25 protein-coding genes are annotated in these 24,896 nt (G+C 61.9%); 12 read left to right on the forward strand and 13 right to left on the reverse strand.

The genetic code is table 11. From position 1 onward, the window contains the following. Positions 1–93: 93 nt before the first annotated feature. The gene (locus tag ACR0BA_RS11945) at positions 94–417 is read left to right on the forward strand and encodes a potassium channel family protein (RefSeq protein WP_480728108.1); all 324 of its coding nucleotides are present in this window, start codon (positions 94–96) and stop codon (positions 415–417) included. 103 nt (positions 418–520) lie between these two features. On the opposite strand, the gene ACR0BA_RS11950 is transcribed toward ACR0BA_RS11945, so the two are convergent. After that, positions 521–2,122, reverse strand: a complete 1,602-nt coding sequence (locus ACR0BA_RS11950) for a BCCT family transporter (protein WP_170341096.1) — start codon at positions 2,120–2,122, stop codon at positions 521–523. A gap of 611 nt (positions 2,123–2,733) precedes the next feature. On the opposite strand from ACR0BA_RS11950, the gene pnp reads away from it, so the two are divergent. Further along, positions 2,734–4,884 (forward strand): polyribonucleotide nucleotidyltransferase, encoded by a 2,151-nt coding sequence (gene pnp, locus ACR0BA_RS11955; protein WP_170341993.1) that lies wholly within the window; start codon positions 2,734–2,736, stop codon positions 4,882–4,884. 91 nt (positions 4,885–4,975) lie between these two features. Then, positions 4,976–5,707: a glycosyltransferase family 25 protein gene (locus ACR0BA_RS11960; RefSeq protein ID WP_480728110.1), complete on the forward strand. Its 732-nt coding sequence runs from the start codon at positions 4,976–4,978 to the stop codon at positions 5,705–5,707. On the opposite strand, the gene ACR0BA_RS11965 is transcribed toward ACR0BA_RS11960, so the two are convergent. Beyond that, complete coding sequence (locus ACR0BA_RS11965; RefSeq protein WP_480728112.1) at positions 5,704–6,591, reverse strand: LysR family transcriptional regulator; 888 nt, start codon at positions 6,589–6,591, stop codon at positions 5,704–5,706. The genes ACR0BA_RS11960 and ACR0BA_RS11965 overlap by 4 nt on opposite strands. A 133-nt stretch (positions 6,592–6,724) precedes the next feature. On the opposite strand from ACR0BA_RS11965, the gene ACR0BA_RS11970 reads away from it, so the two are divergent. Then, a complete protein-coding gene (locus ACR0BA_RS11970; protein ID WP_480728113.1) occupies positions 6,725–7,420 on the forward strand; it encodes a type 1 glutamine amidotransferase domain-containing protein in 696 nt (231 codons plus the stop codon). A gap of 54 nt (positions 7,421–7,474) precedes the next feature. Here ACR0BA_RS11970 and ACR0BA_RS11975 read toward each other — a convergent pair whose 3' ends face one another. Continuing rightward, positions 7,475–8,125, reverse strand: a complete 651-nt coding sequence (locus tag ACR0BA_RS11975; protein ID WP_480728115.1) for a peroxiredoxin — start codon at positions 8,123–8,125, stop codon at positions 7,475–7,477. 217 nt (positions 8,126–8,342) lie between these two features. Here ACR0BA_RS11975 and ACR0BA_RS11980 point away from each other — a divergent pair, with 217 nt between their 5' ends. Next, the gene (locus ACR0BA_RS11980; RefSeq protein ID WP_480728116.1) at positions 8,343–9,782 is read left to right on the forward strand and encodes an aldehyde dehydrogenase family protein; all 1,440 of its coding nucleotides are present in this window, start codon (positions 8,343–8,345) and stop codon (positions 9,780–9,782) included. A gap of 63 nt (positions 9,783–9,845) precedes the next feature. Here ACR0BA_RS11980 and ACR0BA_RS11985 read toward each other — a convergent pair whose 3' ends face one another. Then, on the reverse strand, positions 9,846–10,280 hold the full coding sequence (locus ACR0BA_RS11985; RefSeq protein WP_170341087.1) for a glyoxalase superfamily protein: 435 nt from the start codon (positions 10,278–10,280) through the stop codon (positions 9,846–9,848). A 177-nt stretch (positions 10,281–10,457) separates the two neighbouring features. Further along, entirely contained in the window at positions 10,458–11,309 is an 852-nt protein-coding gene (locus ACR0BA_RS11990; RefSeq protein WP_170364127.1) for a bifunctional helix-turn-helix domain-containing protein/methylated-DNA--[protein]-cysteine S-methyltransferase, read from the reverse strand. Positions 11,310–11,441: 132 nt separating this feature from the next. Here ACR0BA_RS11990 and nth point away from each other — a divergent pair, with 132 nt between their 5' ends. The 4 genes from nth (at position 11,442) to ACR0BA_RS12010 (ending at position 15,172) form a co-directional block, all read left to right on the forward strand. Continuing rightward, a complete protein-coding gene (gene nth / locus ACR0BA_RS11995) occupies positions 11,442–12,086 on the forward strand; it encodes an endonuclease III (RefSeq protein WP_480728118.1) in 645 nt (214 codons plus the stop codon). Further along, complete coding sequence (locus tag ACR0BA_RS12000; RefSeq protein ID WP_480728120.1) at positions 12,083–13,072, forward strand: adenosine kinase; 990 nt, start codon at positions 12,083–12,085, stop codon at positions 13,070–13,072. Before nth ends, ACR0BA_RS12000 begins: the two co-directional genes overlap by 4 nt. Positions 13,073–13,323: 251 nt before the next feature. Then, positions 13,324–14,109: a hypothetical protein gene (locus ACR0BA_RS12005; protein WP_480728122.1), complete on the forward strand. Its 786-nt coding sequence runs from the start codon at positions 13,324–13,326 to the stop codon at positions 14,107–14,109. A 364-nt stretch (positions 14,110–14,473) separates the two neighbouring features. After that, positions 14,474–15,172, forward strand: a complete 699-nt coding sequence (locus ACR0BA_RS12010) for a glutathione S-transferase family protein (protein WP_480728124.1) — start codon at positions 14,474–14,476, stop codon at positions 15,170–15,172. A gap of 35 nt (positions 15,173–15,207) precedes the next feature. Here the strand turns inward: ACR0BA_RS12010 and ACR0BA_RS12015 are convergent, their stop codons facing one another. Next, positions 15,208–15,693, reverse strand: coding sequence for an RNA pyrophosphohydrolase (locus ACR0BA_RS12015; protein WP_480728126.1), 486 nt, complete (start codon positions 15,691–15,693; stop codon positions 15,208–15,210). A gap of 135 nt (positions 15,694–15,828) precedes the next feature. Between ACR0BA_RS12015 and ACR0BA_RS12020 the strand changes: the two genes are divergently transcribed. Then, on the forward strand, positions 15,829–17,856 hold the full coding sequence (locus ACR0BA_RS12020; RefSeq protein WP_480728127.1) for an FAD-dependent oxidoreductase: 2,028 nt from the start codon (positions 15,829–15,831) through the stop codon (positions 17,854–17,856). Between the two features lie 107 nt (positions 17,857–17,963). On the opposite strand, the gene ACR0BA_RS12025 is transcribed toward ACR0BA_RS12020, so the two are convergent. Together ACR0BA_RS12025 and ACR0BA_RS12030 are read right to left on the reverse strand one after the other, a co-directional pair. Further along, on the reverse strand, positions 17,964–18,896 hold the full coding sequence (locus tag ACR0BA_RS12025; RefSeq protein WP_480728129.1) for a glycosyltransferase family 8 protein: 933 nt from the start codon (positions 18,894–18,896) through the stop codon (positions 17,964–17,966). 125 nt (positions 18,897–19,021) lie between these two features. Continuing rightward, entirely contained in the window at positions 19,022–19,459 is a 438-nt protein-coding gene (locus ACR0BA_RS12030; protein ID WP_170341071.1) for a DUF4399 domain-containing protein, read from the reverse strand. A 229-nt stretch (positions 19,460–19,688) separates the two neighbouring features. Between ACR0BA_RS12030 and ACR0BA_RS12035 the strand changes: the two genes are divergently transcribed. Continuing rightward, positions 19,689–20,594 (forward strand): LysR family transcriptional regulator, encoded by a 906-nt coding sequence (locus tag ACR0BA_RS12035; RefSeq protein WP_093964122.1) that lies wholly within the window; start codon positions 19,689–19,691, stop codon positions 20,592–20,594. A 54-nt stretch (positions 20,595–20,648) separates the two neighbouring features. On the opposite strand, the gene ACR0BA_RS12040 is transcribed toward ACR0BA_RS12035, so the two are convergent. The 4 genes from ACR0BA_RS12040 to ACR0BA_RS12055 are packed head-to-tail and all read right to left on the reverse strand — an operon-like array spanning position 20,649 to position 23,559. Next, complete coding sequence (locus ACR0BA_RS12040; protein ID WP_480728131.1) at positions 20,649–21,548, reverse strand: OmpA family protein; 900 nt, start codon at positions 21,546–21,548, stop codon at positions 20,649–20,651. Then, positions 21,545–22,117, reverse strand: coding sequence for a peroxidase-related enzyme (locus tag ACR0BA_RS12045; RefSeq protein ID WP_480728132.1), 573 nt, complete (start codon positions 22,115–22,117; stop codon positions 21,545–21,547). Before ACR0BA_RS12045 ends, ACR0BA_RS12040 begins: the two co-directional genes overlap by 4 nt. 12 nt (positions 22,118–22,129) lie before the next feature. Further along, positions 22,130–22,840 (reverse strand): GNAT family N-acetyltransferase, encoded by a 711-nt coding sequence (locus tag ACR0BA_RS12050; protein WP_480728133.1) that lies wholly within the window; start codon positions 22,838–22,840, stop codon positions 22,130–22,132. Then, the gene (locus ACR0BA_RS12055) at positions 22,837–23,559 is read right to left on the reverse strand and encodes a competence/damage-inducible protein A (protein ID WP_480728134.1); all 723 of its coding nucleotides are present in this window, start codon (positions 23,557–23,559) and stop codon (positions 22,837–22,839) included. The genes ACR0BA_RS12050 and ACR0BA_RS12055 overlap by 4 nt, the downstream gene beginning before the upstream one ends. Positions 23,560–23,609: 50 nt before the next feature. On the opposite strand from ACR0BA_RS12055, the gene sfsA reads away from it, so the two are divergent. Continuing rightward, on the forward strand, positions 23,610–24,317 hold the full coding sequence (gene sfsA, locus ACR0BA_RS12060; protein WP_480728136.1) for a DNA/RNA nuclease SfsA: 708 nt from the start codon (positions 23,610–23,612) through the stop codon (positions 24,315–24,317). A gap of 29 nt (positions 24,318–24,346) precedes the next feature. Here the strand turns inward: sfsA and ACR0BA_RS12065 are convergent, their stop codons facing one another. Then, positions 24,347–24,742, reverse strand: a complete 396-nt coding sequence (locus tag ACR0BA_RS12065) for a RidA family protein (RefSeq protein ID WP_170364684.1) — start codon at positions 24,740–24,742, stop codon at positions 24,347–24,349. Positions 24,743–24,896: the final 154 nt, after the last annotated feature.

Below are 24,896 nucleotides of genomic sequence, written 5' to 3' on the forward strand. Positions count from 1 at the left end.
GGATACTCAGGCCACCAAATCGCTCAAAGAGATTTTTTTGGGCTTAGAGCGCGCTTCTCTGGTTGCGCCAAGGGTTCGCTGAAAGGAAGTGCGATGATTTCTCTGTTTCTCAATGCCTACCGTCTGCTGAAGGCGATCGTCCGATCGTGGGATGATCCGCATTTTCGGGGTGGTTTGCTGCTATGTATTCTTATTCTGCTGTCCGGCACGTTGTTCTACAGCAGCGTAGAGGGCTGGCATTGGGTGGACGCGCTGTATTTCAGCGCGACCACATTATCGACGGTCGGGTTCGGCGATCTGTCCCCGGCGACTAAGATCGGCAAGGTCTTCACCGTGATCTACATTTTCGTTGGGGTCGGCGTGTTCATCGCAATGTTCATTCAATTTGCGAAGGCTTTGTTGCGAGAACCTGAATAGAGACTTCCGACCCGGGTCAAACCTTCGGAACTTACAGCTGGGTCCGGTTAAAGCGAAAAAACACCCGCCAATTGGCGGGCGTTCATAGGCCGTCGAGGGCGGCTCAGATCTTGGCGCGCTCAGACTTCAGCGCCAGCCACAGACAGTAGCACATGATCAGCACCACAAGCGTGAACGGGATGCCAGTTGACACCGCCGCACCTTGCAGCGCGGCAAGGCCGCCACCCAGCAGCAGCGCGATCGCGACCAGACCTTCCAGCGTGCACCAGAACACACGCTGCACCACCGGGGCGTCCATCTTGCCGCCTGCGGTGATCGTATCGATCACCAGCGACCCCGAGTCGGATGAGGTGACAAAGAAGACCACGATCAAAATCAGCGCGATCGGGGCCACGATGCCGTAGAGCGGCAGCTCTTTCAGGAAGCCGAACAGCGCGCCTTCGGGGGCATAGCTGTCGATCACCGTGGCCTTGACGCCCTCGGCACCGCCGACGTTCAGCATGTCGATTGCCGCGCCACCAAAGGTAGACATCCACAGCGCACAGACCGCTGTCGGCGCCAGCAGCGCACAGATCACGAATTCACGCACCGTGCGCCCCTTCGAGATGCGGGCGATGAACATGCCCACGAAAGGCGACCACGCGATCCACCAGGCCCAGTAGAAGGTTGTCCAACCGTGGAAGAAGCTGGTGTCTTCGCGCCCGAACGGGTTTGACAAAGCCGGCAGCAGCCTGACGTAATCGGTCATCACGCTGAAATAGCGCGAGATCGCCGTCCCGATCCCGGTCACTGCGATCACGAACAGGAACAGGCCCACGGCCATGATCATGTTGATCTCGCTGAGCCGCTTCACGCCCGCGTCCATGCCCATCAGCACCGAGCCCAGCGCGATCATCGTGATACCGATGATCAGCAAGACGACGACGGTTGGGCTGGGTTCGATGCCGAACACCTCGTAGAGACCGGCGGCAACCTGTTGCGCGCCCAGCCCCAGCGATGTGGTCAGGCCGAACAGGGTGGCAAACACCGCCAGCGTGTCGATCGCATGGCCCCACCAGCCCCAGACACGCTCGCCCAGCAACGGGTAGAAGGCCGAGCGCAGGGTCAATGGCAGGCCGAGATTGTAGCTGAAGATCGCGAGGCTCAGGCCCACGGCGGCGTAGACCGCCCAGCCCTCAAGCCCCCAGTGGTGGATGGTACCGACAACACCAATGTATTCATTGCCCGGCACCGCGATGTCGATGCCCAAAGGACGGGCGCCGCCATCCTCGGCGAAATTGTAGTAGACCGGCTCTAACACGCCGAAAAACAGCAATCCGATGCCGATCCCGGCCGCGAACATCATCGCAATCCAGCCGGCGTAGGAGTAATCGGGCTTGGCGTCTTTGCCGCCGATGCGCACCTTGCCCACCGGCAGAACGATCAAGGCCAGGCAGAACAGCGTGATTGCATCCACGGACAGGACGAGGAACCAGTCGAAGGTGCTGGTCAGCCACGGCCGCAGCCAACCGAAGAACGTTGCTGCGGCCTCTTGATTGGCGAGAGCGATCAGCACGAAGGCAAAGATCAGGATGCTTGAGATAAGAAAAACCGGGTTGTGAATATCCAGCCCGAATGGGCGAACATTGTCCTGCCCCAGCTCGTATTCCGTTTCGAAATCATAGATCCGCGGATCCGGATCCAGCATTTTCTTGGTCTGAGACATGTGGCCGTCCCTTTCGTTCGCGCGAATTGCAAACGCCAAGGTATTCGGCCGTCGGACGACAGTGAGTAGTCTTACCCCCTTGGCGCCTTTTCGTCGTCTGGACCGCGGGTTCCGTGGTAAGAGGCTACACTGCAATCACTTTTTCACAAAATGCATTCGCCTACGGGAATATGTCTGCGCATGGCCAGCGATGGCCTGACCGAGGTCGAGAGGATGGGGTCGCATTAGTTTCGCGGCTTTCCTACCACCGTCGCAGCCCGGAGTTTCTCTCCAGCCTCTGCCGCGCCGATTTCCGATCTGCATATCCTCGATGACGAGCGATGGTCCTGTTTGCGAGCGGGTGCACGCCAGATGCTATGCGGGCTTACGCATCGGAACGTTCGCGGTGTCGGCTGACGCAAAGGCGAACCACGGCAGATGCAGGACCGTGTGCCTTCTGCGGCCTTATCCCTTTCAATCCGACGCAATCTCATGTATGCGCGCGGTATCTGAGACGTTGTGCCCTGACCCCGGCACTCGAATGGAAGATAAATTGGGGTCGGCGGCAATGGGGCCGCCACGCAAAACGGGAGACCCGCAGGGGCGGGAGTGCTCCCATCTAGGATACGCATATGTTTGATGTAACGAAGAAATCGATGCAGTGGGGCGAGGAAACGCTCACACTGGAAACCGGCAAGGTTGCCCGTCAGGCTGACGGCAGCGTGATTGCCACGCTGGGCGAGACCAGCGTCATGGCCAACGTGACCTTTGCCCGGGAACAGAAGCCCGGTCAGGACTTTTTCCCGCTGACCGTGCACTATCAGGAAAAATACTATGCCGCCGGCAAGGTGCCGGGTGGCTTCTTCAAGCGCGAGGCCCGTCCGACCGAGAAAGAGACGCTGACCGCGCGCCTGATCGACCGTCCGATCCGTCCGCTGTTCGTTGACGGGTTCAAGAACGAAGTTCTGGTGATGTGCACCGTGCTGAGCCACGATCTTGTCAACGACCCCGATATCGTGGCGATGATCGCCGCATCGGCGGCCCTGACCATCTCGGGCGCGCCCTTCCGCGGACCGATCGCTGGTGCCCGCGTTGGTTTCGTGGATGGCGAGTACGTCCTGAACCCGACCGTTGACGACATGCAGGACCTGCGCCTGAACCCTGAACAGCGTCTGGATCTGGTTGTTGCCGGCACCAAAGACGCCGTGATGATGGTGGAGTCGGAAGCCTACGAGCTGACCGAAGCCGAGATGCTGGGTGCCGTGACCTTCGCACACGAACAGATCCAGCCGGTGATCGACCTGATCATCTCGCTGGCCGAAGACGCCGCGAAAGAGCCCTTTGCCTTCGAAGCCCCCGACTACTCGGAGCTGTACGCTGCCGTGAAAGCTGCCGGTGAAGAGCAGATGCGTGCCGCATTCGCAATCACCGACAAGCAAGAGCGCACCGCAGCCGTCGCTGCCGCGCGCGAGGCCATCAAGGCCGCTCTGACCGAAGAGCAGCTTGAGGACTCGAACCTGGGTTCGGCGATGAAAAAGCTCGAAGCCAGCATCCTGCGCGGCGACGTGGTGAAGGGCGGCAAGCGGATCGACGGTCGTTCGACCACCGACGTGCGCCCGATCGTGGCCGAAACCGGCCTGCTGCCGCGGACCCATGGTTCGGCCCTGTTCACCCGAGGTGAAACCCAGGCGCTGGCCGTGACGACGCTGGGCACTGGTGACGACGAGCAGTTCATCGACGCGCTGCACGGCAACTTCAAATCGAACTTCCTGCTGCACTACAACTTCCCGCCCTACTCGGTCGGCGAAGTGGGCCGCGTAGGTTCGCCCGGTCGCCGCGAAATCGGCCACGGCAAATTGGCATGGCGCGCCCTGCAGGCGGTTCTGCCGGCTCCGACCGATTTCCCCTACACCATCCGCGTGGTGTCCGAGATCACCGAGTCGAACGGCTCGTCCTCGATGGCATCGGTCTGCGGCGGTTCGCTGTCGATGATGGATGCGGGCGTTCCGCTCAAGGCTCCGGTGGCCGGTGTGGCCATGGGTCTGATCCTGGAAGACGACGGCGACTATGCCGTTCTGACCGACATCCTGGGTGACGAAGACCACCTGGGCGACATGGACTTCAAGGTTGCGGGTACCGAAAACGGCATCACCTCGCTGCAGATGGACATCAAGGTCGCGGGCATCACGCCCGAGATCATGGAAAAAGCCCTGGCTCAGGCCAAGGACGGCCGTCTGCACATCCTGAACGAGATGAGCAAGGCGCTGAGCGAGACCGCCGAGTTCTCGATCCACGCACCGCGCATCGAGACCATGCAGATCCCGACCGACAAGATCCGCGAAGTGATCGGCTCGGGCGGCAAGGTGATCCGCGAAATCGTGGAAACCAGCGGCGCCAAGGTCGACATCAACGATGACGGCATCATCAAGATCGCATCGCCCGATGGTGAGTCGATCAAGAAAGCCTACGAGATGATCCACTCGATCGTCGCTGAGCCGGAAGAAGGTCAGATCTATACCGGCAAGGTCGTGAAGATCGTCGATTTCGGCGCCTTCGTGAACTTCTTCGGCAAGCGTGACGGTCTGGTCCACGTGTCTCAGATCGAAAACCGTCGCCTGAACCACCCTTCGGACGTTCTGAAGGAAGGCCAGGAAGTGAAGGTCAAACTTCTGGGCTTTGACGATCGCGGCAAGGTCCGCCTGTCGATGAAATGCGTCGATCAGGAAACCGGCGAAGAGATCGTGCCCGAGAAGAAAGAAAAGAAAGAGGAAGGCGCGGAATAACCCGCCCTGCCCCTTGCTTGATCCAAGACCCCGGTTCCGGCCGGGGTCTTTTTTGTTTCCCGGGGCCTTTCCCGGGCGGCACCCCTGTTCTATGCACGACACCATGCGATCCTTCGTCATCCATATGTCCTCCAGCACCGCGCGCCGACCGAATGCCGAGCAGCTCTGCGCCGACCTGCCCAATGCCGAACTGATCGAAGCGGTCAACGGGCGTGATCCGGCGCAGATTGCTGGGGTCACGCTGCACCCGGGCAACCTGCATCGCCCACGCTACCCGTTCACCCTGCGCCCGGCCGAGATCGGCGTCTTCGAAAGCCACCGCCGGATCTGGCGCAAGATGGTCGACGAAGGGATCGACCTGGCAATCACCGCCGAGGATGATCTGCGCGTCGATCCCGACCGGATGTCGGCGGCGCTGGATCTGCTACGCCCGATCGCGACCCCTGACCATTATATCCGCATCCCGGTCAAGCAGCGCGAAACCGCAGCCCAGAACCTAGCTGAGCGCGACGGCCTTCGTCTGATCCTGCCCAAGGTCATAGGGTTGCAATGCGTCTGTCAGGTGGTGGGACGGAAGGCGGCGGAACGTCTGCTGGCGGCCACCGACCACATTGACCGCCCGGTGGACACGTTCCTGCAGATGCACTGGATCACGGGCCAGCCCGTCCACGCGCTGTTGGGCAGCGGCAATCAGGAAGTGGCCCGTGAAATCGGCGGCTCGACGATCCAGACGAAACCGCCGTTGACCGACAAGCTGACCCGCGAATTCAAGCGGGCTACCTATCGCGCGCAACTGCACCTGCATCCGCAGCGTCCCGCCTAGTCGGGCACCGCGTCGCCCAGTTCCTCGACCAGGAAATCCATCGCCCGGCGCACACGCAGCGGCAGATGACGACGCTCAGGATAGACGATCCAACTCGCACGGCTTGGGTCTTCGTACCCCTGCAGTATCGGCTCCAGCTCAGGGGGGCGTTTCGCGCCCAGAAAAATCTCGGGCGCGTACATGACCCCCAGACCTTGCCGCGCGGCAGAAAGAACGGCGTGCGGGTTGTTGGCCTGCCACCGGCCATGCACCCGAACCTCGATCGGGTCGCCCGAGCCGGGGTCGCGGAATACCCACCGATCATTGTTGGTGATCAGGCACTGATGATGCCGCAGGTCGGCCGGATGGGTCGGCCTTCCGTGCCGGTCGAGATAGCCGCGCGCGGCAACGCAGACCATCCGTCGGGTCGCCAGCCGCCGCGCGATCAGCCCGCTCTCCGTCAATTGGCCATAGCGGATGGCAAAGTCGAAGCCCTCCTCGGTCAGGTTCAGAAGGCGCGAATTGAAGTCGATCGTAACCGAGAGCTTGGGGTGCAGGCTTGCAAACCGGGCCAATGCCGGTGCCACGAACTGTTCCGCAAATGGCCCGGCGGCCGACACGCGAATGCGCCCCGCGATCTGGGCCCGATCCCCTGCCGCCGACTGGTTCGCCTCTTCCAGACCCGCCACAAGCCCGGTCACCCGCGCGTGATAGTCGCGTCCGGCGTCGGTCAGGCGCACCACGCGGGTCGAGCGCGCCAAAAGCTTGACGCCCAAACGATCCTCAAGCCGGGCGACCTGGCGCGAGACATGACTGGCCGAAACCCCAAGTCGCCGGGCCGCAGCGGTGAAGCCGCCCGTCTCGACCACCATCAGGAATTCTTCCAGCCCGTCCCAATGCGCCATTTCGCAACCTCATTATTACATGTCAGCAATAATGCTTTGCCAAATTCGACACTAATCAACAAGCGGCAACAGCCATATATCCCGATCACACAAGACACGGGCCGGGCGTACCGGCCGAACTAGGAGAAAACACATGGCTTCGACTGCAAAGAAAATTCTGATCGTCCTGACATCGCATGACCAGCTGGGCGACACCGGAGAAAAGACCGGGTTCTGGCTCGAGGAGTTGGCCGCTCCGTATTACGTGTTCAAGGATGCCGAGGCGGAACTGACGCTGGCCTCGCCCAAAGGCGGGCAGCCGCCGCTGGACCCCAAAAGCAGCGCACCCGACAGCCAGACCGACGATACCCGCCGGTTCGAGGCCGACCCCGAAGCGACGGCAGCATTGGCCAACACGGTCAAACTGTCCGAGGTGAACGCCCAGGACTATGACGCGATCTTCTATCCCGGTGGGCATGGGCCGCTGTGGGACCTTGTGTCGGATGAGAAATCGGTTGATCTGATCGAGGCGTTCTGGTCGGCCGGGAAACCGGTCAGCGCCGTGTGTCACGCCCCGATCGTTCTTGCGCACACCAAGGCCACGGACGGGTCGCCGCTGGTCAAGGGTCGTACCGTCACCGGCTTCACGAATGAAGAAGAAGACGCCGTCGGCCTGACGGATATCGTGCCTTTGCTGGTCGAGGATACGATGAAGGACCGGGGCGCACAGTTCAGCAAGGTGGAGCCGTTCCAACCTCACGCGGTGCAGGACGGCAAACTGATCACAGGGCAAAACCCGGCTTCGTCCGCTGCGGTTGCGAGGAAAGTGCTTGAGGCGTTTGAAGCCTGAGGACGTTCAATGCGGAACAGGGCAGGGCGTGATGCGCCCCGCCCCTTCTTTGCGTCAGCTCGGCGCTTTGGTCTTGCGCAAATAGGGGAAGATCGTCTCGAACTCGCCGAACTTCTCCTTGGCTTCGTCATTCGAAACCGACGGCGGGATGATCACGTCTTCGCCCGGCACCCAGTTGGCCGGAGTGGCCACGCCCTTGGCGCTCATCTGCAGGCCGTCCAGCGCGCGCAGAATTTCGGCGAAATTCCGGCCCACGGTCATCGGATAGGTCATCGACAGTTTCAACTGCTTGTCCGGCCCGATGATGAAGACCGAGCGCACCGTGGCGCTGTCCGCCGGGGTTCGGCCGTCGGGCAGATATGCATCGGCGGGCAGCATGTCGAAGGCCTTGGACACTGCCAGTCCGTCATCGGCGATGATCGGAAAGCCGGGGTTGGCCTTGCCATAGGCCTCGATGTCTTTCTTCCACTTCTTATGGTCCTCGACCCCATCGACCGAAACACCGATCACCTTGGTGTTGCGCTTGGCCCATTCGTCGTTCAACTGCGCCACGGCCGAAAACTCGGTGGTGCAGACCGGAGTGAAATCCTTGGGGTGCGAGAAGAGGATCGCCCAGCTGTCGCCGATCCAGTCGTGGAACTGGATGGTGCCCTGGTCCGTTTCAGCGGTGAAATTGGGGACGGTATCGTTGATGCGCAAACCCATGATGCATCTCCTTTCCTGTGAAAACCCGAGTCGGTTGGTGCAAACCTAATCACTTTGCCCTCAGGTTAAACCATTGATGTGGCACAGGGGCAAAAAACGTGCGATCAATAATTTGATCAAATTTCCAGAATTGCCTTGCCCCAAGGGGGCCGCAGTGACAGAGTGCCCGGGAAAACCGACCGCGCGGTCGAATGAATGCGGATCAAGAGGACACGCCATGATCGAGAAACGCGACTTTTACATCAACGGCCAGTGGGTCGCCCCCAGCCAAGCCAATGATTTCCATGTTATCGACCCCTCGACCGAGGAGTCCTGCACGGTGATTTCTCTGGGCGGTCAGGCCGATACCGACGCGGCCGTGGCGGCGGCCAAGACGGCGCTGCCGGGCTGGATGGCCACGCCGGTCGAAGAGCGCATCGCGCTGGTGGAAAAGCTGATCGAGATCTACCCCACCCGCGCCGAAGACCTCGCGCAGGCGATGTCGATGGAGATGGGCGCACCGATCGACATGTCGCGCACCCAGCAGGTGGGCGCCGGGATATGGCACCTGAAGAATTTCATTCGAGCAGCCAAGAATTTCCAGTTCGAGCGCCCCCTGGGCGACCACGCCCCCAATGATCGGATCATCTACGAGGCGGTCGGCGTTGCCGCGCTGATCACCCCGTGGAACTGGCCGATGAACCAGATCACGCTCAAGGTGGGCGCGGCGGCCATCGCGGGCTGCACCATGATTCTGAAACCGTCCGAGCAGAGCCCGCTGAACGCGATGATCTTTGCCGAGATGATGCACGAGGCGGGCTTCCCCGCCGGTGTCTTCAACCTGGTGAACGGGGACGGGGCCGGCGTGGGTACTCAGCTTTCGGGCCACCCCGACGTCGACATGGTCAGCTTCACCGGCTCGACCCGTGCGGGCACGGCGATTTCCAAGAACGCCGCCGACACGCTCAAGAAGGTGCATCTGGAACTGGGCGGCAAGGGTGCCAACGTGATCTTTGCCGATGCCGATGACAAGGCGGTCAAGCGCGGCGTGCTGCACATGATGAACAACACCGGCCAGAGCTGCAACGCGCCCAGCCGGATGCTGGTACAGCGCCCGATCTATGACCAAGCGGTGGAAACCGCGGCCGAGGTGGCGGGCAAGGTCACCGTGGGCCCGGCGATGCAGGAAGGCCGCCATATCGGCCCCGTCGTGAACGAGCTGCAATGGACCAAGATCCAGGCCCTGATCCAGAAAGGCATCGACGAGGGTGCGCGCCTGGTCGCCGGCGGTCCCGGTCGCCCCGAAGGCTTCAACAAAGGCTATTTCGTGCGCCCCACCGTGTTTGCCGACGCCAACAACCAGATGACCATCGCGCGCGAGGAGATCTTTGGCCCGGTCCTGACGATGATCCCCTTCGACACCGAGGAAGAGGCCATCGAGATCGCCAATGACACGCCATATGGCCTGACCAACTATGTTCAGACGCAGGACGGCGCCCGCGCCAACCGCATGGCGCGGCGCCTGCGCTCGGGCATGGTCGAGATGAACGGCCAATCGCGCGCTGCCGGTTCGCCCTTTGGCGGCATGAAACAGTCCGGCAACGGGCGCGAAGGCGGTGTCTGGGGGCTGGAGGACTTTTTGGAGGTCAAGGCCGTCAGCGGCTGGACCCCGGAATAACCCCGGCACAGGAAAGTTCAAAATGCGGGGCAAGGCGCGGACAGGCACCTTGCCCCGTTTGCGTCAGGCCGGACGCACCACCAGTTGTGGCTCGCCGTTCGACGTATGGCGAGCTGACCGACCGTCCCAGCCGATCTGACCGCTGACGCGCTGGCGAAAGGCCGAGAAGCTGTCAAAGGTCACCACGTCGACCGGGGTGTCGAACTGCAGCGTGATCCGCCGCTGGGCGCCGTCGCCCAGCATCGTCAGGCCGCGGATTTCCCCGGTGAAGGGCTGGCCCAGATAGGTGCCCCGCACGCGGTCTCCGACCTTCAGGTGCAGCCGGTTTCCGGCCATCGCGTGCAACGTGTTCCAGTCGCGCGCGCCGTGCTGATGGGCGATCATCTCAAGCGATTGCGCATGGCTCAGGGCCACGCCGGCGCCACGCAGTTTCTCGCGCAGGCGTTTGGCCTGCACTTTCAGCTCGCCCACGGGGGCGATGGTTCGGATCTGTGTCATGTCTTGCCTCGTTTCCAGAAACGGGCGCGAGTATTGGACGGGGCTCGCCTTGCCATCCGCGCGCCGGGAAAGGGCAACAGATGTGGTTTGAACCGGGTTTCACCAAAGCCAAAGGGCCGCGAGCGGCAGGAGACCCGAACCTGCGCGCCTTTTGGCAGGCGCGAGACCCCAAGTCAATCAGGCATCGGCCTGCGCCGCCTCGTAGGCCAGCATGGCGCGTTTGACGGGCAACCCCCAGTGATAGCCGCCCAGCCCCCCCGATTTGCGCAGCGCGCGGTGGCAGGGGATCAGCCAACTGACCGGGTTGCGGCCCACCGCCGTGCCCACTGCCCGCACCGCCTGCGGCGTGCCCACGGCCTGCGCGATCTGGGAATAGGTCGTCACCTGGCCCGAGGGGATCTGCATCAGCGCCTCCCACACCTTGATCTGCAAGGGTGAGCCGATCAGGTACAGCGGCGTAGGCTCCAGCCGGTCGCTGGCCGCGCCAAATGCCGACAGGACCCACGGGCGCAGGCGCATCGGATCCTCGACGTATTCCGCCAGGGGCCAGCGCGACAGCATGTCCTGCATCGCGGCCTCTTCGCCGGTCTCGGCGGCAAAGGCCATGCCGCAGATGCCCTTGGCCGTGCCCATCACCAGCGCCGGGCCAAAGGGGCTTTCGAACCAGCCCCAATAGATGGTCAGCCCGGCCCCCTTGCGGGCATATTCGCCGGGGCTCATCGCCTCCCATTTCAGGAACAGGTCGTGCAGGCGGCCGCTGCCGGACAGACCGACGCTGTGCGCGGTCTCCAGCGTGGTGAACCGCTCGCGCAGCAGCGCCTTGGCATGGCCGAGCGTCAAATATTGCTGGTAGCGTTTCGGCGACACGCCCGTCCAGCGCGAGAACAGGCGCTGGAAATGGGCGGGGCTCATATCCATCTGGCGGGCCAGTTCTTCCAGCGACAGCGACTCGCCGCCCTGGTCGATCAGATCGATCGCGCGCCGCATCACGTTGTAGTGGTAACCGGATTCGGATGTCTGGACGTTCATGGCATTCACCTTGCTGTGGCTTGTCCCATCCTAGCCGCGCCGGGCCCGACCGTGCGACCCGAAACTTGCGCATTGGCGGTGCAGCGGGCTTTGGGCTTGTCACCCGGCACCGCGGGCGGCATTAAGGCCCGGATGGCAAAGCAGCTTGATTATCACACGATCCGCGAGATCTTTACCCGGTTCCAGCAAGCCGACCCCGAACCCAAGGGCGAGCTTGAGCATGTGAACGTGTACACACTGGTCGTCGCCGTGGCGCTGTCGGCGCAGGCGACCGATGCGAGCGTCAACAAGGCCACCCGCGCGCTGTTCAAGATCGCGGACACGCCGCAGAAGATGCTCGACCTCGGCGAAGAGGGGTTGATCGAGCACATCAAGACCATCGGCCTGTTCCGCCAGAAGGCCAAGAACGTCATCAAGATGTCGCGCATCCTGGTCGAGGACTACGGCGGCGAGGTGCCCAACTCGCGCGCCGCACTGCAGTCGCTGCCGGGCGTCGGGCGCAAGACCGCGAACGTGGTGCTGAATATGTGGTGGCGATACCCGGCGCAGGCGGTGGACACCCATATCTTTCGCGTCGGCAACCGCACGGGTATCTGCCCCGGCAAGGATGTGGATGCCGTGGAACGCGCCATCGAAGACAATATTCCCGTGGACTTTCAGCTTCACGCCCATCACTGGCTGATCCTGCACGGCCGGTACCACTGCAAGGCGCGCAAGCCGCAATGCGGCACCTGCCTGATCCGCGACCTGTGCCAATTCGAGGACAAGACCCTATGAAAACCTATCACCTGACCGGCATCGGCAACGCCGTTGTGGACGTCATCTCTCAGGCCGACGACAGCTTTCTCGAGATGATGGGAATCGAGAAGGGCATCATGCAACTGATCGAACGGGAACGCGGCGAGGTGCTGTATGCGGCCATGGAAAACCGGGTGCAGACGCCGGGCGGGTCGGTGGCCAACACCATCGCGGGCGCAGGAGCGCTGGGTCTGGACGCGGCCTTCATCGGGCGGGTGCATGATGATGCGCTGGGCCGGTTCTATGCCGATGCGATGAACGAGGACGGCGTGGATTTCGTGAACCCGCCCGTGCCGGGGGGCGAGCTGCCGACCTCGCGCTCGATGATCTTCGTGTCGCCCGATGGCGAACGGTCGATGAACACCTATCTGGGCATCTCGTCGGAACTGTCCTCGACGGACGTGCCGGCCGAGGTGGCGGGCAACAGCCAGATCATGTTCCTCGAGGGGTATCTGTTCGACAAGGAGAAGGGCAAGACCGCCTTCCTTGAGGCCGCGCGCGACTGTCGCAACGGCGGCGGCAAGACCGGCATCGCCATTTCCGACCCGTTCTGCGTCGAGCGTCACCGCACCGATTTCCTGCTGCTGATCGAACATGAGCTGGATTTCGTGATCGGTAACGAGGCCGAGATCAAATCGCTGTTCGAGACCGACGACCTGGAAGAGGCGCTGCGGCGCACGGCGGCGATCTGCCCGCTGGTGGTCTGCACCCGCTCGGGCGACGGGGTGACGGTTCTACACGACGGCACGCGCATTGACGTACCGGTCGAGAAAGTGGTGCCGGTGGACGCCACCGGCGCGGGCGACCAGTTCGCCGCCGGATTCCTGTTCGGCATGGCGACGGGCCGCGACTATGAAACCTGCGCCAGAATGGGCAACGTCTGCGCCCGAGAAGTAATTAGCCACATCGGCCCGCGGCCGGATACCAACGTGCTGGAGTTGTTGCGGGAAGAAGGGTTGGTTTGAGGGGCGCTGGTGGCGACGGCGCAGTATTGCACTCGTGGTGCGGCAGCAGTAATCTTCCGATGCTTTATCGACAATGACCATGAATAGCCTCCGGTTCAGAGACTATTGGGACAAAAGGACACGAAAACCGGCACTTTTCTACCAACGAACGCTCTTTAGTTGATAGATTTCAAAAGCTTTTTTTGATTCATCTGGAATTAGCGATCGGTAATGGTTTCGAATTCATTTTTAATAACGATAGGGATTCTATAATGGCAGTGCGCTTCATACCGGATTCGGTATTCAAAGAGATGCTCTCGAGGAAACCCGAAGTGTCAATGGGATATCACATCGTCACCAGTGGAAAGGATGAGACCTTATCGCTTGTGCTCGGAGGGACAATACTCGTCGGACTGGATGAGGACCTTTTTGAGAGCGTCAGGATACTGTCTGGGCAGCAGTGGCTTGGAAACGAGAGGAAAGTACTCGATAGCTATTCACTGTCTTTGGCAGAACAGATCGAAATGTTCGACAATTGGTGTAAAGGGCTTGAGCAAGCCGACTATCAAGATATCAAACCTGCCCCACCGGAATTAGCTAGCCGATTCACACTGGATCCATTTGATCCAACTAAGACCCCTCGAGGGCCCAAGCCGATCTTGACAAAAAATGGGCGTCCTGTGGTGCATGGGCACCTTCCGTTCGGCGGAACAACGAACGATGTGATGGTCCTCTTCAGGGCGGAACCGTTCCCCAAGAGCCGATACATCGATCCTCACAGTGGAAAGGTAACCGTTGGTGGAGGCTTGTATGGGTTCCCGCCTTCCGAAGTTCCGTTTGTGCCAACTGGGCTTTCCGCAGTAGGGCGCTATGCACTCCCGAACGTAGCACCATCAACCTATCGATGGGAACTGCGAGCGCCTGCCGGAGTACGGTTTAGAGCTGGGGCATCCGTCCCACTCTACGGCCAAGCTGGCGGTGGTGTCGAAATCTGTGTCGAAGCAGATTTCCAAAACGTAGGAAATGTTGCGGACCCAACTGTCCTTCCTGCACTTTGATTAATCTAAAGTTTGGGCGCTTGTTGGCCGTCCCGAAGGATGTTGTCGTTCACAAAGTGTACCTCGACACTAGGCTCGGATCAGGGGGCTAGGTTACCCCAAATACCCCCCGAACGCCTCCATCACCCGCTCGTAGACCTCGCGCTTGAAGGGCACGATCTCGGCGATGCGGCACCCGGATACCAACCCGCCAGAGTTGCCAAGCGAGGACGGGTTGGTTTGCGCCAGCGGGCCTGTCGCGCTTCTCTCCGGGAAAAGACTTGCCGTTCGACCCTTTGGATGAAGCCTGATCGCCCTACCGATTTTTCTGGCGGGCTTGGCCCGAACGTCGCTATGCTTTGGGCACCAAAAATGGGAGGCTGTCATGAGAGCGCTGCTGTTCACGACGGGATCGCCATTTGCACGGGCGGTCAGGATCGTTCTGGACGAACTTTCGCTGGATTACGAAAGGCGAGAGGAGATCACCACGCCCAGCGCCGAGCAACGCGCGCAGGCAACTCCGACATTGCAGGTGCCGACATTCTGGGACGGCGATCTCGTGCTGTGGGAAAGCGGCACCATCGTCGAATACCTTCTGGCGACCTATCCGGACAGGCCGGAGGCCGCGCCCAAGCTGGCGCCCTTTGCCTTTCGGCCCGGAGACGCGCAGTGGCAGGACAAGCTGGTGTTTTCGACCATCCAGACCTTCGGCAACGCGGCCACGACCATCTCGCAAATGAAATGGTCCGGGGTGAGTGTGGACCAGAACGCGCATCTGCAGCGGTCGGCCGAGAAGCTGGCCCACATCCTGGGATGGCTGGAGGAACGGCTGCCCGGCGAGGACGGATTCGTGCCGGGCTACCTGTCGATGCAGGACATCTTTCTGGCCGCCCATGTGCGTTTCGTGCAGGCCCGGCCGCTTGGGGTGGATCTGAAGCTGGACCGTTACGGCAAGGTTTCGGCGCTGCTCGACCGGCTGGATGCGCGCGACAGTTTCAAGGCAAACCCGATCTGGTGGTGGGAACCGGGCGTCGTCAGCTATGAGCCCGACGGTACGCCTGTCTATGCAAAACAGAATGCCTGAGCCGTCACCCCGGCTCGGAGTTGCGGCGGCCTGTTTTAGCGCAGATACCCACGAAAAGCGTCCATGACGCGCTCGTAGACCTCGCGCTTGAAGGGTACGATCTCGGCAATCAGGCGGTCGGGGTCCTGCCATTTCCAGCAGGTGAATTCGGGGTGGTCGGTCTCGATGTCGATCTGGTCGTCGGTTCCTAGAAACCGCAGCAGGAACCATTTCTGCTCCTGCCCGCGGAAGCGGCCCTTCCAGATGTGGGGCACGATGTCATGCGGCAGGTCGTAGGGCAGCCAGCCGTCGGTCTCGGCCACGATTTCCACGAGGTCGGGGGTGACGCCGATTTCCTCCTGCAATTCGCGCAGGGCCGCCGCGCGCGGAGATTCGCCCTCGTCCACGCCACCCTGGGGCATCTGCCAGGCGTCCTCGAAGCGGTCGTTGCGCTGGCCGACGAAGATCTTGCCCTGATCGTTCATCAGCATCAGGCCGACGCAGGGGCGATAAGGCAGTTTGGCGATCTGTTCTGGGGTCATGGGCGGGCCTCGCGATGTGGTTGGCCAAGCTGTAGCAACTGGCAAAGCGGCGGCAAAGGGGGTGACGTCAGGTTTCGCGTGACACCGGCGCGGTGCGGCGCGATTGTCGGCCCCGAATTGAGGGAGAGTTTCAAGATGACTGCGTACCCGAACCTGCTGGCCCCGCTGGATCTGGGCTTTACCACGTTGAAGAACCGGGTCCTGATGGGCTCGATGCATACCGGGCTGGAGGAAACCGGCGACTGGAACCGGGTGGCCGAATTCTACGCCTCGCGCGCACGTGGTGGCGTGGCGCTGATGGTGACGGGTGGCATCGGACCGAACCTCGAAGGCTCGGTCCTGCCGGGGGCGGCGATGATGGCCAGCGACAAGGATGTGGCCAATCATTCTGTCGTCACCGACCGGGTGCATCAGGCGGGCGGCAAGATCGCCATGCAGATCCTGCACGCAGGCCGCTATGCCTATGGCCCGAAATGTGTGGCCCCCAGCCCGGTGAAGTCACCAATCTCGCCCTTCCCCCCCAACGAGCTGGACGAAGAGGGCATCGAGAAGCAGATCAGCGACGTCGTGAACGCCGCCGTGCTGGCCCAGAAGGCGGGCTATGACGGGGTCGAGATCATGGGGTCCGAGGGGTATTTCATCAACCAGTTCCTGGTGACCCATACCAACAAGCGCACCGACCGCTGGGGCGGGTCCTATGAGAACCGGATGCGCCTGCCGCTAGAAATCGTGCGCCGCACCCGCGCGGCGGTGGGCACCGATTTCATCATCATCTACCGCCTGTCGATGATCGACCTTGTGCCCAATGGCTCGACCCATGAAGAGGTGGTGCAGCTGGCGCAAGCGGTCGAGAAGGCCGGGGCGACGATCATCAACACTGGCATCGGCTGGCACGAGGCTCGGATTCCCACAATTGCCACCAGCGTCCCGCGCGCGGCCTTTGCCTGGGTGACGAAGAAGCTGATGGGCAAGGTGGGGATTCCGGTCATCACTTCGAACCGGATCAACACGCCCGAAGTCGCCGAAGAAGTGCTGTCGACCGGCTGCGCCGACATGGTCTCGCTGGCGCGGCCGATGCTGGCGGATGCGGATTTCGTGGCCAAGGCGATAGCCGGTGAATCGGCCAAGATCGCGCCCTGCATCGCCTGCAACCAGGCCTGCCTGGATCACACCTTCAGCGGCAAGCTGACATCGTGCCTGGTGAACCCGCGCGCCTGCCACGAGACCGAGCTGGTGATCGAAAAGGCCGCCGCGCCCAAGCGCGTGGCCATCGTGGGCGCGGGTCCGGCGGGCCTGTCCACCGCGATGACGGCGGCTGAACGCGGCCATGACGTGACCGTGTTCGACAAGGCCGACGAGATCGGCGGCCAGCTGAACATGGCCAAGCAGGTGCCGGGCAAGGAAGAGTTCTGGGGCTTGGTGGACTGGTATCGCACCATGCTGGACACGCTGGGCGTCACTGTGGAACTGGGCCGCGCGGTTGGCGCCGACGATCTGGCCGGGTTCGACGAGGTGGTTATCGCCACCGGCGTCAACCCGCGCGACCCGCAGATCCCCGGCGAGGACCGCGACAATGTCGTGAACTATATCGACGTGCTGCGCGACAAGGCCCCGGTGGGCAAATCGGTGGCCGTGATCGGCGCCGGCGGCATCGGCTTCGACGTGTCGGAATACCTGCTCGAGGAAGGCCACTCGCCCACCACCGACCTGCCCTTGTGGATGAAGGAATGGGGCGTCGCCGACCCTGAACAACACCGCTCGGGCCTGGCGCCCGAAGGCCCGCAGCCCGAGGCGCCCAAGCGGCAGGTCACGCTGCTTCAACGCAAGAAGCAGGCGCATGGCAAGGGGCTGGGCAAGACGACCGGCTGGATCCACCGCGCGACGCTGAAGATGAAGGATGTGAACTTCGTGGGCGGCGTGAACTACGAGCGCATCGACGACGAGGGGCTGCATGTCTCATTCGGAGAAGAGCGCGCGGACCCGACGGTTATCAAAGCCGAAACGATTGTCCTTTGTGCCGGACAGGTGCCCGAGCGGTCGTTGGCCGATGCACTGATCGAACGCGGGATCACCCCGCATGTGATCGGCGGCGCGGATGTGGCCGCGGAACTGGATGCCAAGCGGGCGATCAACCAGGGCACGCGGCTGGCCGCTGCACTTTAGGGAAGACCCGTTCCGTCCACTGCCCCAAGGCGAGAATACCCAGACAAAAGAAAGCCACCCGAACGATGCGCGGGTGGCTTTTTTGAGAGTTGAGCCAATTCCCCGCCTTAAACGCAAAAAGTCAGACCTGTCTCGTCCTCGAACAGTACCAGGTATTCCTGGTAGTCCCGAAAGGCGCGGCGCAGAAGAATTTGTGACGCTGGCTTCGCGCGCCAGGGCTTCTTGCCCCCGATATAGTGCCACATCTTCGGGTTTCGGCTTGCCTGTTTCAGTTGGTCTCGAAATTCGGCAGAGGTATGCCGGAATTTCGGACTGTGCGCGTCGTACCAAATCTGCGGCCGCGTGTTCCACTGCTGAGGAAGTCTGAGCCACTGGCCCGCAAAAATCTGGTTCATCCGATCCTGCTCGGGCAGGTCGTGGATATGCGGGATCAGCTTGTCGAAATCGCCCAGCTCCTTGCCTGCGGGTGAGTTCCGGATCGCTTCGCAATCCATCAGAAGGATGCCCGCATTGAAGTAGTTCTCGCCGGGCAGAAAGCCCAACCGGATGCTGCGCAAAACGCGCGTCACCGACTTTTGGTGTTCGTGCCCCGGCCTCAGAACTGTCTGAAGGGATGGGCGCAGAAAGCGGCCTTCGCCCAAGGTGACCAATCCCATGTCGACACAGGCCCCGATCCCGTGGCCATTCATGTCGAGATCCTGCAACTCGCAGACATCGCCCAGCACAAGAGTGTCGGCGTCAATGAACAGACACCGGCCCGAAAAGAAGTCTGGCAGAAACAACGGCAGCAGCGTGATTTTCGGGTATTTCGTCTTGAACTCTGAAAATCGGCCGAGCGTCTCGGACTGGAACTCCCGATAGCGGACCGTGCCGTTGTCGACGGCGCGGTCCAGCTGTTCGACGGCTGCGATGTCCTGTGCGGTGAAATCCTGACCGAAAATGGTAACGTCAACAGGCCGGCTGGCGTTCTTGACCACGGAATAGGCCGACAGCAATGCGGGATACAGAAAGTTCCGGTCGACCCCAAAAACAACGTTCATTCAAATACCATGGCTCCGCCCCTGATCGGGATCGTGTATAGGCGAGGCAAGCACATGCAATCAAACCGAAACCGTCCCGCCGCTGTCGGCGGGTTGGTCCCGGCGCTGCGGTTGGTCGGTACGGGTTACTCCACGGTGATCGTTATCACCTCGGAAACGATCGGCGTCGCGTGAGGCACATGACCCGCATCGCCCAGGACCAGTTGCAACGTGTGCGTCCCGGGGGCAAGCTCCAACGTGACTTCGGTCTGACCACCGCCAAAGTGCAGGTGGTTGTCATCAGCCGGCAGTCCATAGGCCAGTTCGTCGGCTCCGTCCTCACCCTGACCCAATGGGGGGCGATCGATCAGCAAATGGTGATGGCCGGTGTTTTCCTTTTCGGTCCCGGCTGGCGCAACGCCCATACCGCGGAGGCCAAAGACCACCGTCACCGGCGACGTTACCGTGTCGCCGTCCGACAGGTTGACGAAATAGACCTCGGCGTCCGGGTTCGATGGCGTCTCCCCTCCGGCCCAGGCCAAGGGGGCAAACAGGCAAAAAATAGTTGCTAGAATGGCTTTCATGATCTCCTCCCTGGTCACAAAAATGCCATTCTGACTTTAGCACGTTGCGAGAAATTACCAGAAAAGAACACGCAAACAGGGGGCGGATGCAGGCGGGAAACCACTGTTTCCGCGTTTCCGAAGCGCAAACGATCCGATTCAAAACCCTGATATTATCCCATGTCTGCCCAGTTTCCGCCCAGATTGGAGGCGATGGTCGGTCAACGAACAGACGACCTGGGGAACGAGAATGGACCGACTGACAGAAATGGAGGCCTTCGCCAACGTGGTGGACCAAGGTGGTTTCACAGACGCGGCCAAAAAGATGGGCATTTCCAAATCAGCCGTGTCAAAGCACGTGTCGAGCTTGGAAGCCCGCTTGGGCGCACGTTTGCTGAACCGCACGACGCGCCGCGTGTCACCGACCGAGATCGGGCTGGCCTATTACGACCGCGCACGCCGTGTGCTGAATGATGCAGGCGAAGCCGACGCGCTGGTGACGTCGATGCAATCGGCACCTTCAGGTCTGCTGCGCATCAGTGTGGCCACTGATTTCGGGGTGAACCACCTGTCGCCCGTTCTGTCCGGTTTCCTGGCGGCCTATCCCGACATCACCGTGAACATGGTCTTGAACAATCGCTATGTCGAACTGATTTCCGAAGGTTTCGACGTGGCCGTGCGCATCGGCGAGCTGGAAGACAGCACCCTGCGCGCCCGCAAGCTGACCGAAACGGTCAAACGCATGGTTGCGGCCCCCAGCTATATAGAGAAGTTCGGGCGCCCGGCAAAGATCGATGATCTCAACGAACACAAGCTGCTGCATTACTCCAGTCAGTCCTCGGGCAACGTCTGGAAGTTGACCGCGCCCTCGGGCGAAAAGAGGCAGGTGCGCACGGCCGGTTGGCTGAGCGTGAACGACGGTCAATCCCTGTTGAATGCGGCGATCTCGGGCCTCGGAATCGCTTATCTGCCCAGCTATCTCTACGCGGACGCGCTAAAATCCGGCCAGGTGGTCGACGCGATGCCGTCGCTGCCGGACGAGGTTCAGGGTGTCTATGCGGTGTACCCGCCGGGCCGGTTCACCCAGCCCAAGGTGCGGGCGTTCATTGATTTCCTTGTCGAGTCCTTTGCCGAAAAAGGTCCGATGGATTGGTAAGACCTCCCAGTGAAGACTGACCGGCCCGCGCAAATTGCGCGGGCTTTTTTGTGGTCAGTTCAACAGCAGAACAGCCTCGACCCGGCGGTTCTGTTCGCGCCCTTCCGGGGTGGCGTTCGAAACGATCGGGGCGAGGTAGCCGACACCCTGCGCCTGCACGCGGTCTTCGGCCACTCCATGTGCCTCGATCAATCGCGCACGGACAGCCTGGGCGCGGCGTGTGCTGACCTCGATATTAGCCTGCAGGTCGCCGGTGTCGTCGGTGTGCCCAACCAGCGCCAGCCGCGCGCCGGGGGTTTCGGCCAGGTAGCCAGCCAGCAGGCCCAGCGACTCGAATGGCCCGGCCCCCAAGGCGACCTCGCCCGTCTCAAAGCTGAGATCGCCGAGTATCACGTGTCCATCCCGTACAAGGCTGGCAACCAGCCCGTCGCCGCCAATCACCGTTTCCTCGACCACCAGCGGCGGTGGGGTCTTACCCTTCGGAGTGACGCGGATCATCTGCACATACCCGTCGGGCTGGTTTCGGCTGATCAGCAAGGTCAGGGCTTCGGCTCCACGAGTGGCTGACAGAAATCGATAGTCATTGATTGCCACATACATGTCGGGCGTCGGCACCACCTCGGTTCCAAAGCGGAAGTCGAACCCGCCGCAAGTGCGGGCCTCACATTCGAAAGCGATCTCGAAACCCTGCGCCTTGAGCTGATCCCGCAGCGGGTCGAGGATCTGCAGCGTCGTGCTGGATCCGGCCTGCAAGCGCCATGTGGTGCGCTCGATCCGGCCTTCGACCGTGCGCGCGGGAACGGCGTTGTCTGCAAACGGGCCGGTCGGCAATTGGTAGCTGTCCAACGGGCTGACGCGCTGGCTGATTTGTCGCGCGCTCGCCGGCAGCGACAGGTCCTGCGCCGCCACAGGACCCGCGATCAGACAGAAAAGAAGGACAGCAAATCGGATCATCGAAACTGCGCGTGATACTCGTCATTGGGCACCATCGCCGTGGCACTGGCGACCCGGTTCGACATGTTGAAGAAGCCCGCAACGTTTGCGATGTCCCAGATGTCGCGGTCGGCGAACCCCGCATCGCGCAGGCGCTGTCGGTCCGGTTCCTCGATCTCGGCGCTGGCTGTGGTCATCTTGGCAGCGAAGTCCAGCATCGCGCGCTGACGGGCATCCAGAGGCGCCACACGGTAGTTCATCACCAGCATTTCACCCAGCTTGGGATCACCTGACAGCTGACGCACGGCGGCACCATGGGCAACCAGGCAATAGAAGCACCGGTTGATCGACGAGACCACGACCGCGATCATCTCACGTTCCAGCTTGCTGAGCCCGCTGTCCGCCAGCATCAGGTCATTATACATGCCCGTGAACGCGTTCAGCTTGTCGATGTCAAAGGCGTTTGCCTTCAGCACGTTGGGGACCATGCCCAGCTTCTCGACGCAGATATCGAAGTATTTCTGAGTCTCGGGCGGCAGCGGATCCACCATTGGCAGGTCAAGCGCGGTGGGTATGTCTCGATCGGTCACGTCTGTCTCCTCTCAGACCAGCTGGCGATAGTGATACTCTCCGACGCGTTCCATCCCCAGAGAGTGGTAGAGCGCGTTGGCGCCGGTATTGGCCTTGGTGCAGATCACGCTAAGGGTATGCGCGCCATTGTCCAGCGCCCAAAAGGCCGCGGCGCGCATTGCCCAGCGGCCCAGCCCCTGCCGGCGGTGGGCGGGTACGATCTCAAGCGCGTGCAGCATGGCGATACCATCATATATGGCGACGTAAGCGGTGCCGGCCGGTTGATCGCGGTGACGCAGCAACAGTCCGGTTTTCGGACCTGTTGCCCGTTCCATCACGGCCAGCCGGGCGGGCCCGATGCCACCTTGGGCCCAGATCTCGCGCATGATCGCCAACGGCTCCCATAGGCAGAACACCGTGACCGGCGGGACCGGCTGGTCCGTCAGCCGTGAGACCCGGCAGGCATAGATGTTGACCGGATCGAGGATCTCATAGCCCCGCGCGGCCAGCATATCATCCAGTGCCTTGTCACCCGGCCGCAGGCAAAAGATGCGTTTCTGGCCCATCGCGAGCATGGCCGCCTCGGCCGCGTCGATATCCGGCGGGGTGACCGGGCCGATACGGCTGGCCGCCGACACGCGCGAGCCGCCCCCCTGCCCTTCGCGCAGCAGAAACGGACCCAATTGCTCATACCCTGCGGCGGGCCATGTGCCATCGACAACTGCCGCCCAGTCTACCGTCACAGGCCAAGCTCCTTGGCCAGTCGCGTCGTGACCGCATCGATACGCGACCCGTCAGTGCCCCGAACAACCACATTGGCCCCGAAGACGCCGTTGATCTGGAACGGGTAACACCCGATCGACACATCGCCGAATTCCTCGGCCACGGCGGTAAGGGTCGCCGCGATGTCACCTTCTCCCCGGTTGACCCGCAAGGTCTGAGACAACAACGGTTTTCCTCCGGTCAGGGTGGGCAACACGCTGGCCACCATCACCTGGAAAACCAATGGGACGCCGGCCATCACATGGACATTCCCCAGTGTGAAACCTGGCGCGGTGGAAACCGGGTTTTCGATAAGCGCTGCCCCGTCAGGGATGCGCGCCATGCGCAGGCGCGCTTCGTTCAACTCCAACCCCGATTGGTCGTAATGCGCCTGCAGCAGGGCGCGGGCATCGTCGCGCACATCGATATGCGCCCCGAACGCGCGGGCGATGCAATCGGCGGTGATGTCGTCATGGGTGGGGCCGATGCCACCGCTGGTGAACACATGGTCATAGCCTTGCGACAGCGCCTTGACGGCGGCCTCGATTGCGGGTGCGTCATCGCTGACGATGCGGACCTCTTTCAGATCGATGCCGTGTTTGGTCAGCTCCTGCGCCAGATAGTGCATGTTGGCGTCGCGGGTTCGGCCGGACAGGATTTCATCCCCGATCACCAGCATTGCAGCGGTTGGGTTGGGCATGGCACGCTCTCCTCTTGATCGACCTTTGCGGCAGGTATAGGCCCGGAACCATGCGCTTTCAAACCCCTCTTGTGCCCGCCCGCCTGATCCGCCGCTATAAACGCTTTCTGGCCGACTGCAGGCTTGAGGACGGGCGCGAGGTGACGGCCCATTGCGCCAATCCGGGTTCGATGATGGGTCTGGCCGAACCGGGCGAAAAGATCTGGCTTGAGCCTAATGACGACCCCAAGAAGAAACTGAAATACGGCTGGCGGCTGGTCGATCATGAAAATGGCCATTTCACCGGGGTCGATACTTCGGTGCCCAACCGGGCGCTGCGGGCAGCGCTCGAAGCCCGGGAAATCCCTGCATTCGCCGCCTATGAAACCGTGAGGCCCGAGGTCAGATACGGCCAAAACAGCCGCATCGACTTTTTGCTGACGCAACCCGGTCTGCCCGACGCCTATGTCGAGGTCAAAAGCGTGACCCTGTCGCGCGAACCGGGGCTGGCCGAGTTTCCCGACAGCGTCACCGCACGGGGCACCAAACATCTGGGGGAACTGGCCGAAATGGCCGCGCAAGGGCACCGGGCCATCCTGCTCTACCTTGTTCAGCGCACGGATTGCCGCAAATTTGCGTTGGCCGCCGATATCGACCCAGCCTACGCGGCAGCGTTTGCGACTGCCCAGGCCAATGGGGTTGAACACTTGGTCTGTGGTACGCGCATTTCACCGGATGGTGTCTGGGTTCAGCCGCAGGCGACGATTTCCAGCGACTGAAGGCCGGTCGATTTCCGCCGCACAGCGATTCAATCGGGGACGACGGCGTCGACCTCGATTTCAACCAACCATTCGGGATTTACGAACCGGTTGATCGCCATGATCGTGTCCACGGGTCGCGCGTCCAGACAGTACAGCTTGCGGGCCTCGATCGCCTGCTTCCAATTGTCGATATCGGTCAGGATCACGCGGGTTCGGACGATGTCCTGCAAACCCGATCCGGCACGCTCCAACGCATCCTTAATGATCTCAAAGCATTGCTTGGTCTGCAAATAGACGTCCCCGACCCCGACCGTCTTGCCTTGCGCATCGACCGGGGCAGTCCCCCCGACCGCGATGAAATTCCCCACCCGAACGGCGCGGCTGAAGCCGACGACCGCCTCCATGGGGTTTCCATTCGATATCAGTTCCCGTTTCTGCGACATTCATCCGGCTCCTCTCTTCCCGACCAAATGAGTCTCTGTACATTCATTTGGCCCCAAATCCGGGCATCGGTCGAGGCCTTTTGACGCCGGGCCGGACCACCCGTGCAAAACGCGGCAACGTCCCTTGACGTTTCGCCCCCCGCATCCAAATTCA

This window comes from Ruegeria sp. CI5 (genome assembly GCF_056536885.1).

Excerpts from the sequence above, each read along its gene's own strand:
- ACR0BA_RS11945 (WP_480728108.1), top strand. The coding sequence starts at position 94 with ATGATTTCTCTGTTTCTCAATGCCTACCGTCTGCTGAAGGCGATCGTC.
- ACR0BA_RS11950 (WP_170341096.1), bottom strand. The coding sequence starts at position 2,122 with ATGTCTCAGACCAAGAAAATGCTGGATCCGGATCCGCGGATCTATGAT.
- pnp (WP_170341993.1), top strand. The coding sequence starts at position 2,734 with ATGTTTGATGTAACGAAGAAATCGATGCAGTGGGGCGAGGAAACGCTC.
- ACR0BA_RS11960 (WP_480728110.1), top strand. The coding sequence starts at position 4,976 with ATGCACGACACCATGCGATCCTTCGTCATCCATATGTCCTCCAGCACC.
- ACR0BA_RS11965 (WP_480728112.1), bottom strand. The coding sequence starts at position 6,591 with ATGGCGCATTGGGACGGGCTGGAAGAATTCCTGATGGTGGTCGAGACG.
- ACR0BA_RS11970 (WP_480728113.1), top strand. The coding sequence starts at position 6,725 with ATGGCTTCGACTGCAAAGAAAATTCTGATCGTCCTGACATCGCATGAC.
- ACR0BA_RS11975 (WP_480728115.1), bottom strand. The coding sequence starts at position 8,125 with ATGGGTTTGCGCATCAACGATACCGTCCCCAATTTCACCGCTGAAACG.
- ACR0BA_RS11980 (WP_480728116.1), top strand. The coding sequence starts at position 8,343 with ATGATCGAGAAACGCGACTTTTACATCAACGGCCAGTGGGTCGCCCCC.
- ACR0BA_RS11985 (WP_170341087.1), bottom strand. The coding sequence starts at position 10,280 with ATGACACAGATCCGAACCATCGCCCCCGTGGGCGAGCTGAAAGTGCAG.
- ACR0BA_RS11990 (WP_170364127.1), bottom strand. The coding sequence starts at position 11,309 with ATGAACGTCCAGACATCCGAATCCGGTTACCACTACAACGTGATGCGG.
- nth (WP_480728118.1), top strand. The coding sequence starts at position 11,442 with ATGGCAAAGCAGCTTGATTATCACACGATCCGCGAGATCTTTACCCGG.
- ACR0BA_RS12000 (WP_480728120.1), top strand. The coding sequence starts at position 12,083 with ATGAAAACCTATCACCTGACCGGCATCGGCAACGCCGTTGTGGACGTC.
- ACR0BA_RS12005 (WP_480728122.1), top strand. The coding sequence starts at position 13,324 with ATGGCAGTGCGCTTCATACCGGATTCGGTATTCAAAGAGATGCTCTCG.
- ACR0BA_RS12010 (WP_480728124.1), top strand. The coding sequence starts at position 14,474 with ATGAGAGCGCTGCTGTTCACGACGGGATCGCCATTTGCACGGGCGGTC.
- ACR0BA_RS12015 (WP_480728126.1), bottom strand. The coding sequence starts at position 15,693 with ATGACCCCAGAACAGATCGCCAAACTGCCTTATCGCCCCTGCGTCGGC.
- ACR0BA_RS12020 (WP_480728127.1), top strand. The coding sequence starts at position 15,829 with ATGACTGCGTACCCGAACCTGCTGGCCCCGCTGGATCTGGGCTTTACC.
- ACR0BA_RS12025 (WP_480728129.1), bottom strand. The coding sequence starts at position 18,896 with ATGAACGTTGTTTTTGGGGTCGACCGGAACTTTCTGTATCCCGCATTG.
- ACR0BA_RS12030 (WP_170341071.1), bottom strand. The coding sequence starts at position 19,459 with ATGAAAGCCATTCTAGCAACTATTTTTTGCCTGTTTGCCCCCTTGGCC.
- ACR0BA_RS12035 (WP_093964122.1), top strand. The coding sequence starts at position 19,689 with ATGGACCGACTGACAGAAATGGAGGCCTTCGCCAACGTGGTGGACCAA.
- ACR0BA_RS12040 (WP_480728131.1), bottom strand. The coding sequence starts at position 21,548 with ATGATCCGATTTGCTGTCCTTCTTTTCTGTCTGATCGCGGGTCCTGTG.
- ACR0BA_RS12055 (WP_480728134.1), bottom strand. The coding sequence starts at position 23,559 with ATGCCCAACCCAACCGCTGCAATGCTGGTGATCGGGGATGAAATCCTG.
- sfsA (WP_480728136.1), top strand. The coding sequence starts at position 23,610 with ATGCGCTTTCAAACCCCTCTTGTGCCCGCCCGCCTGATCCGCCGCTAT.
- ACR0BA_RS12065 (WP_170364684.1), bottom strand. The coding sequence starts at position 24,742 with ATGTCGCAGAAACGGGAACTGATATCGAATGGAAACCCCATGGAGGCG.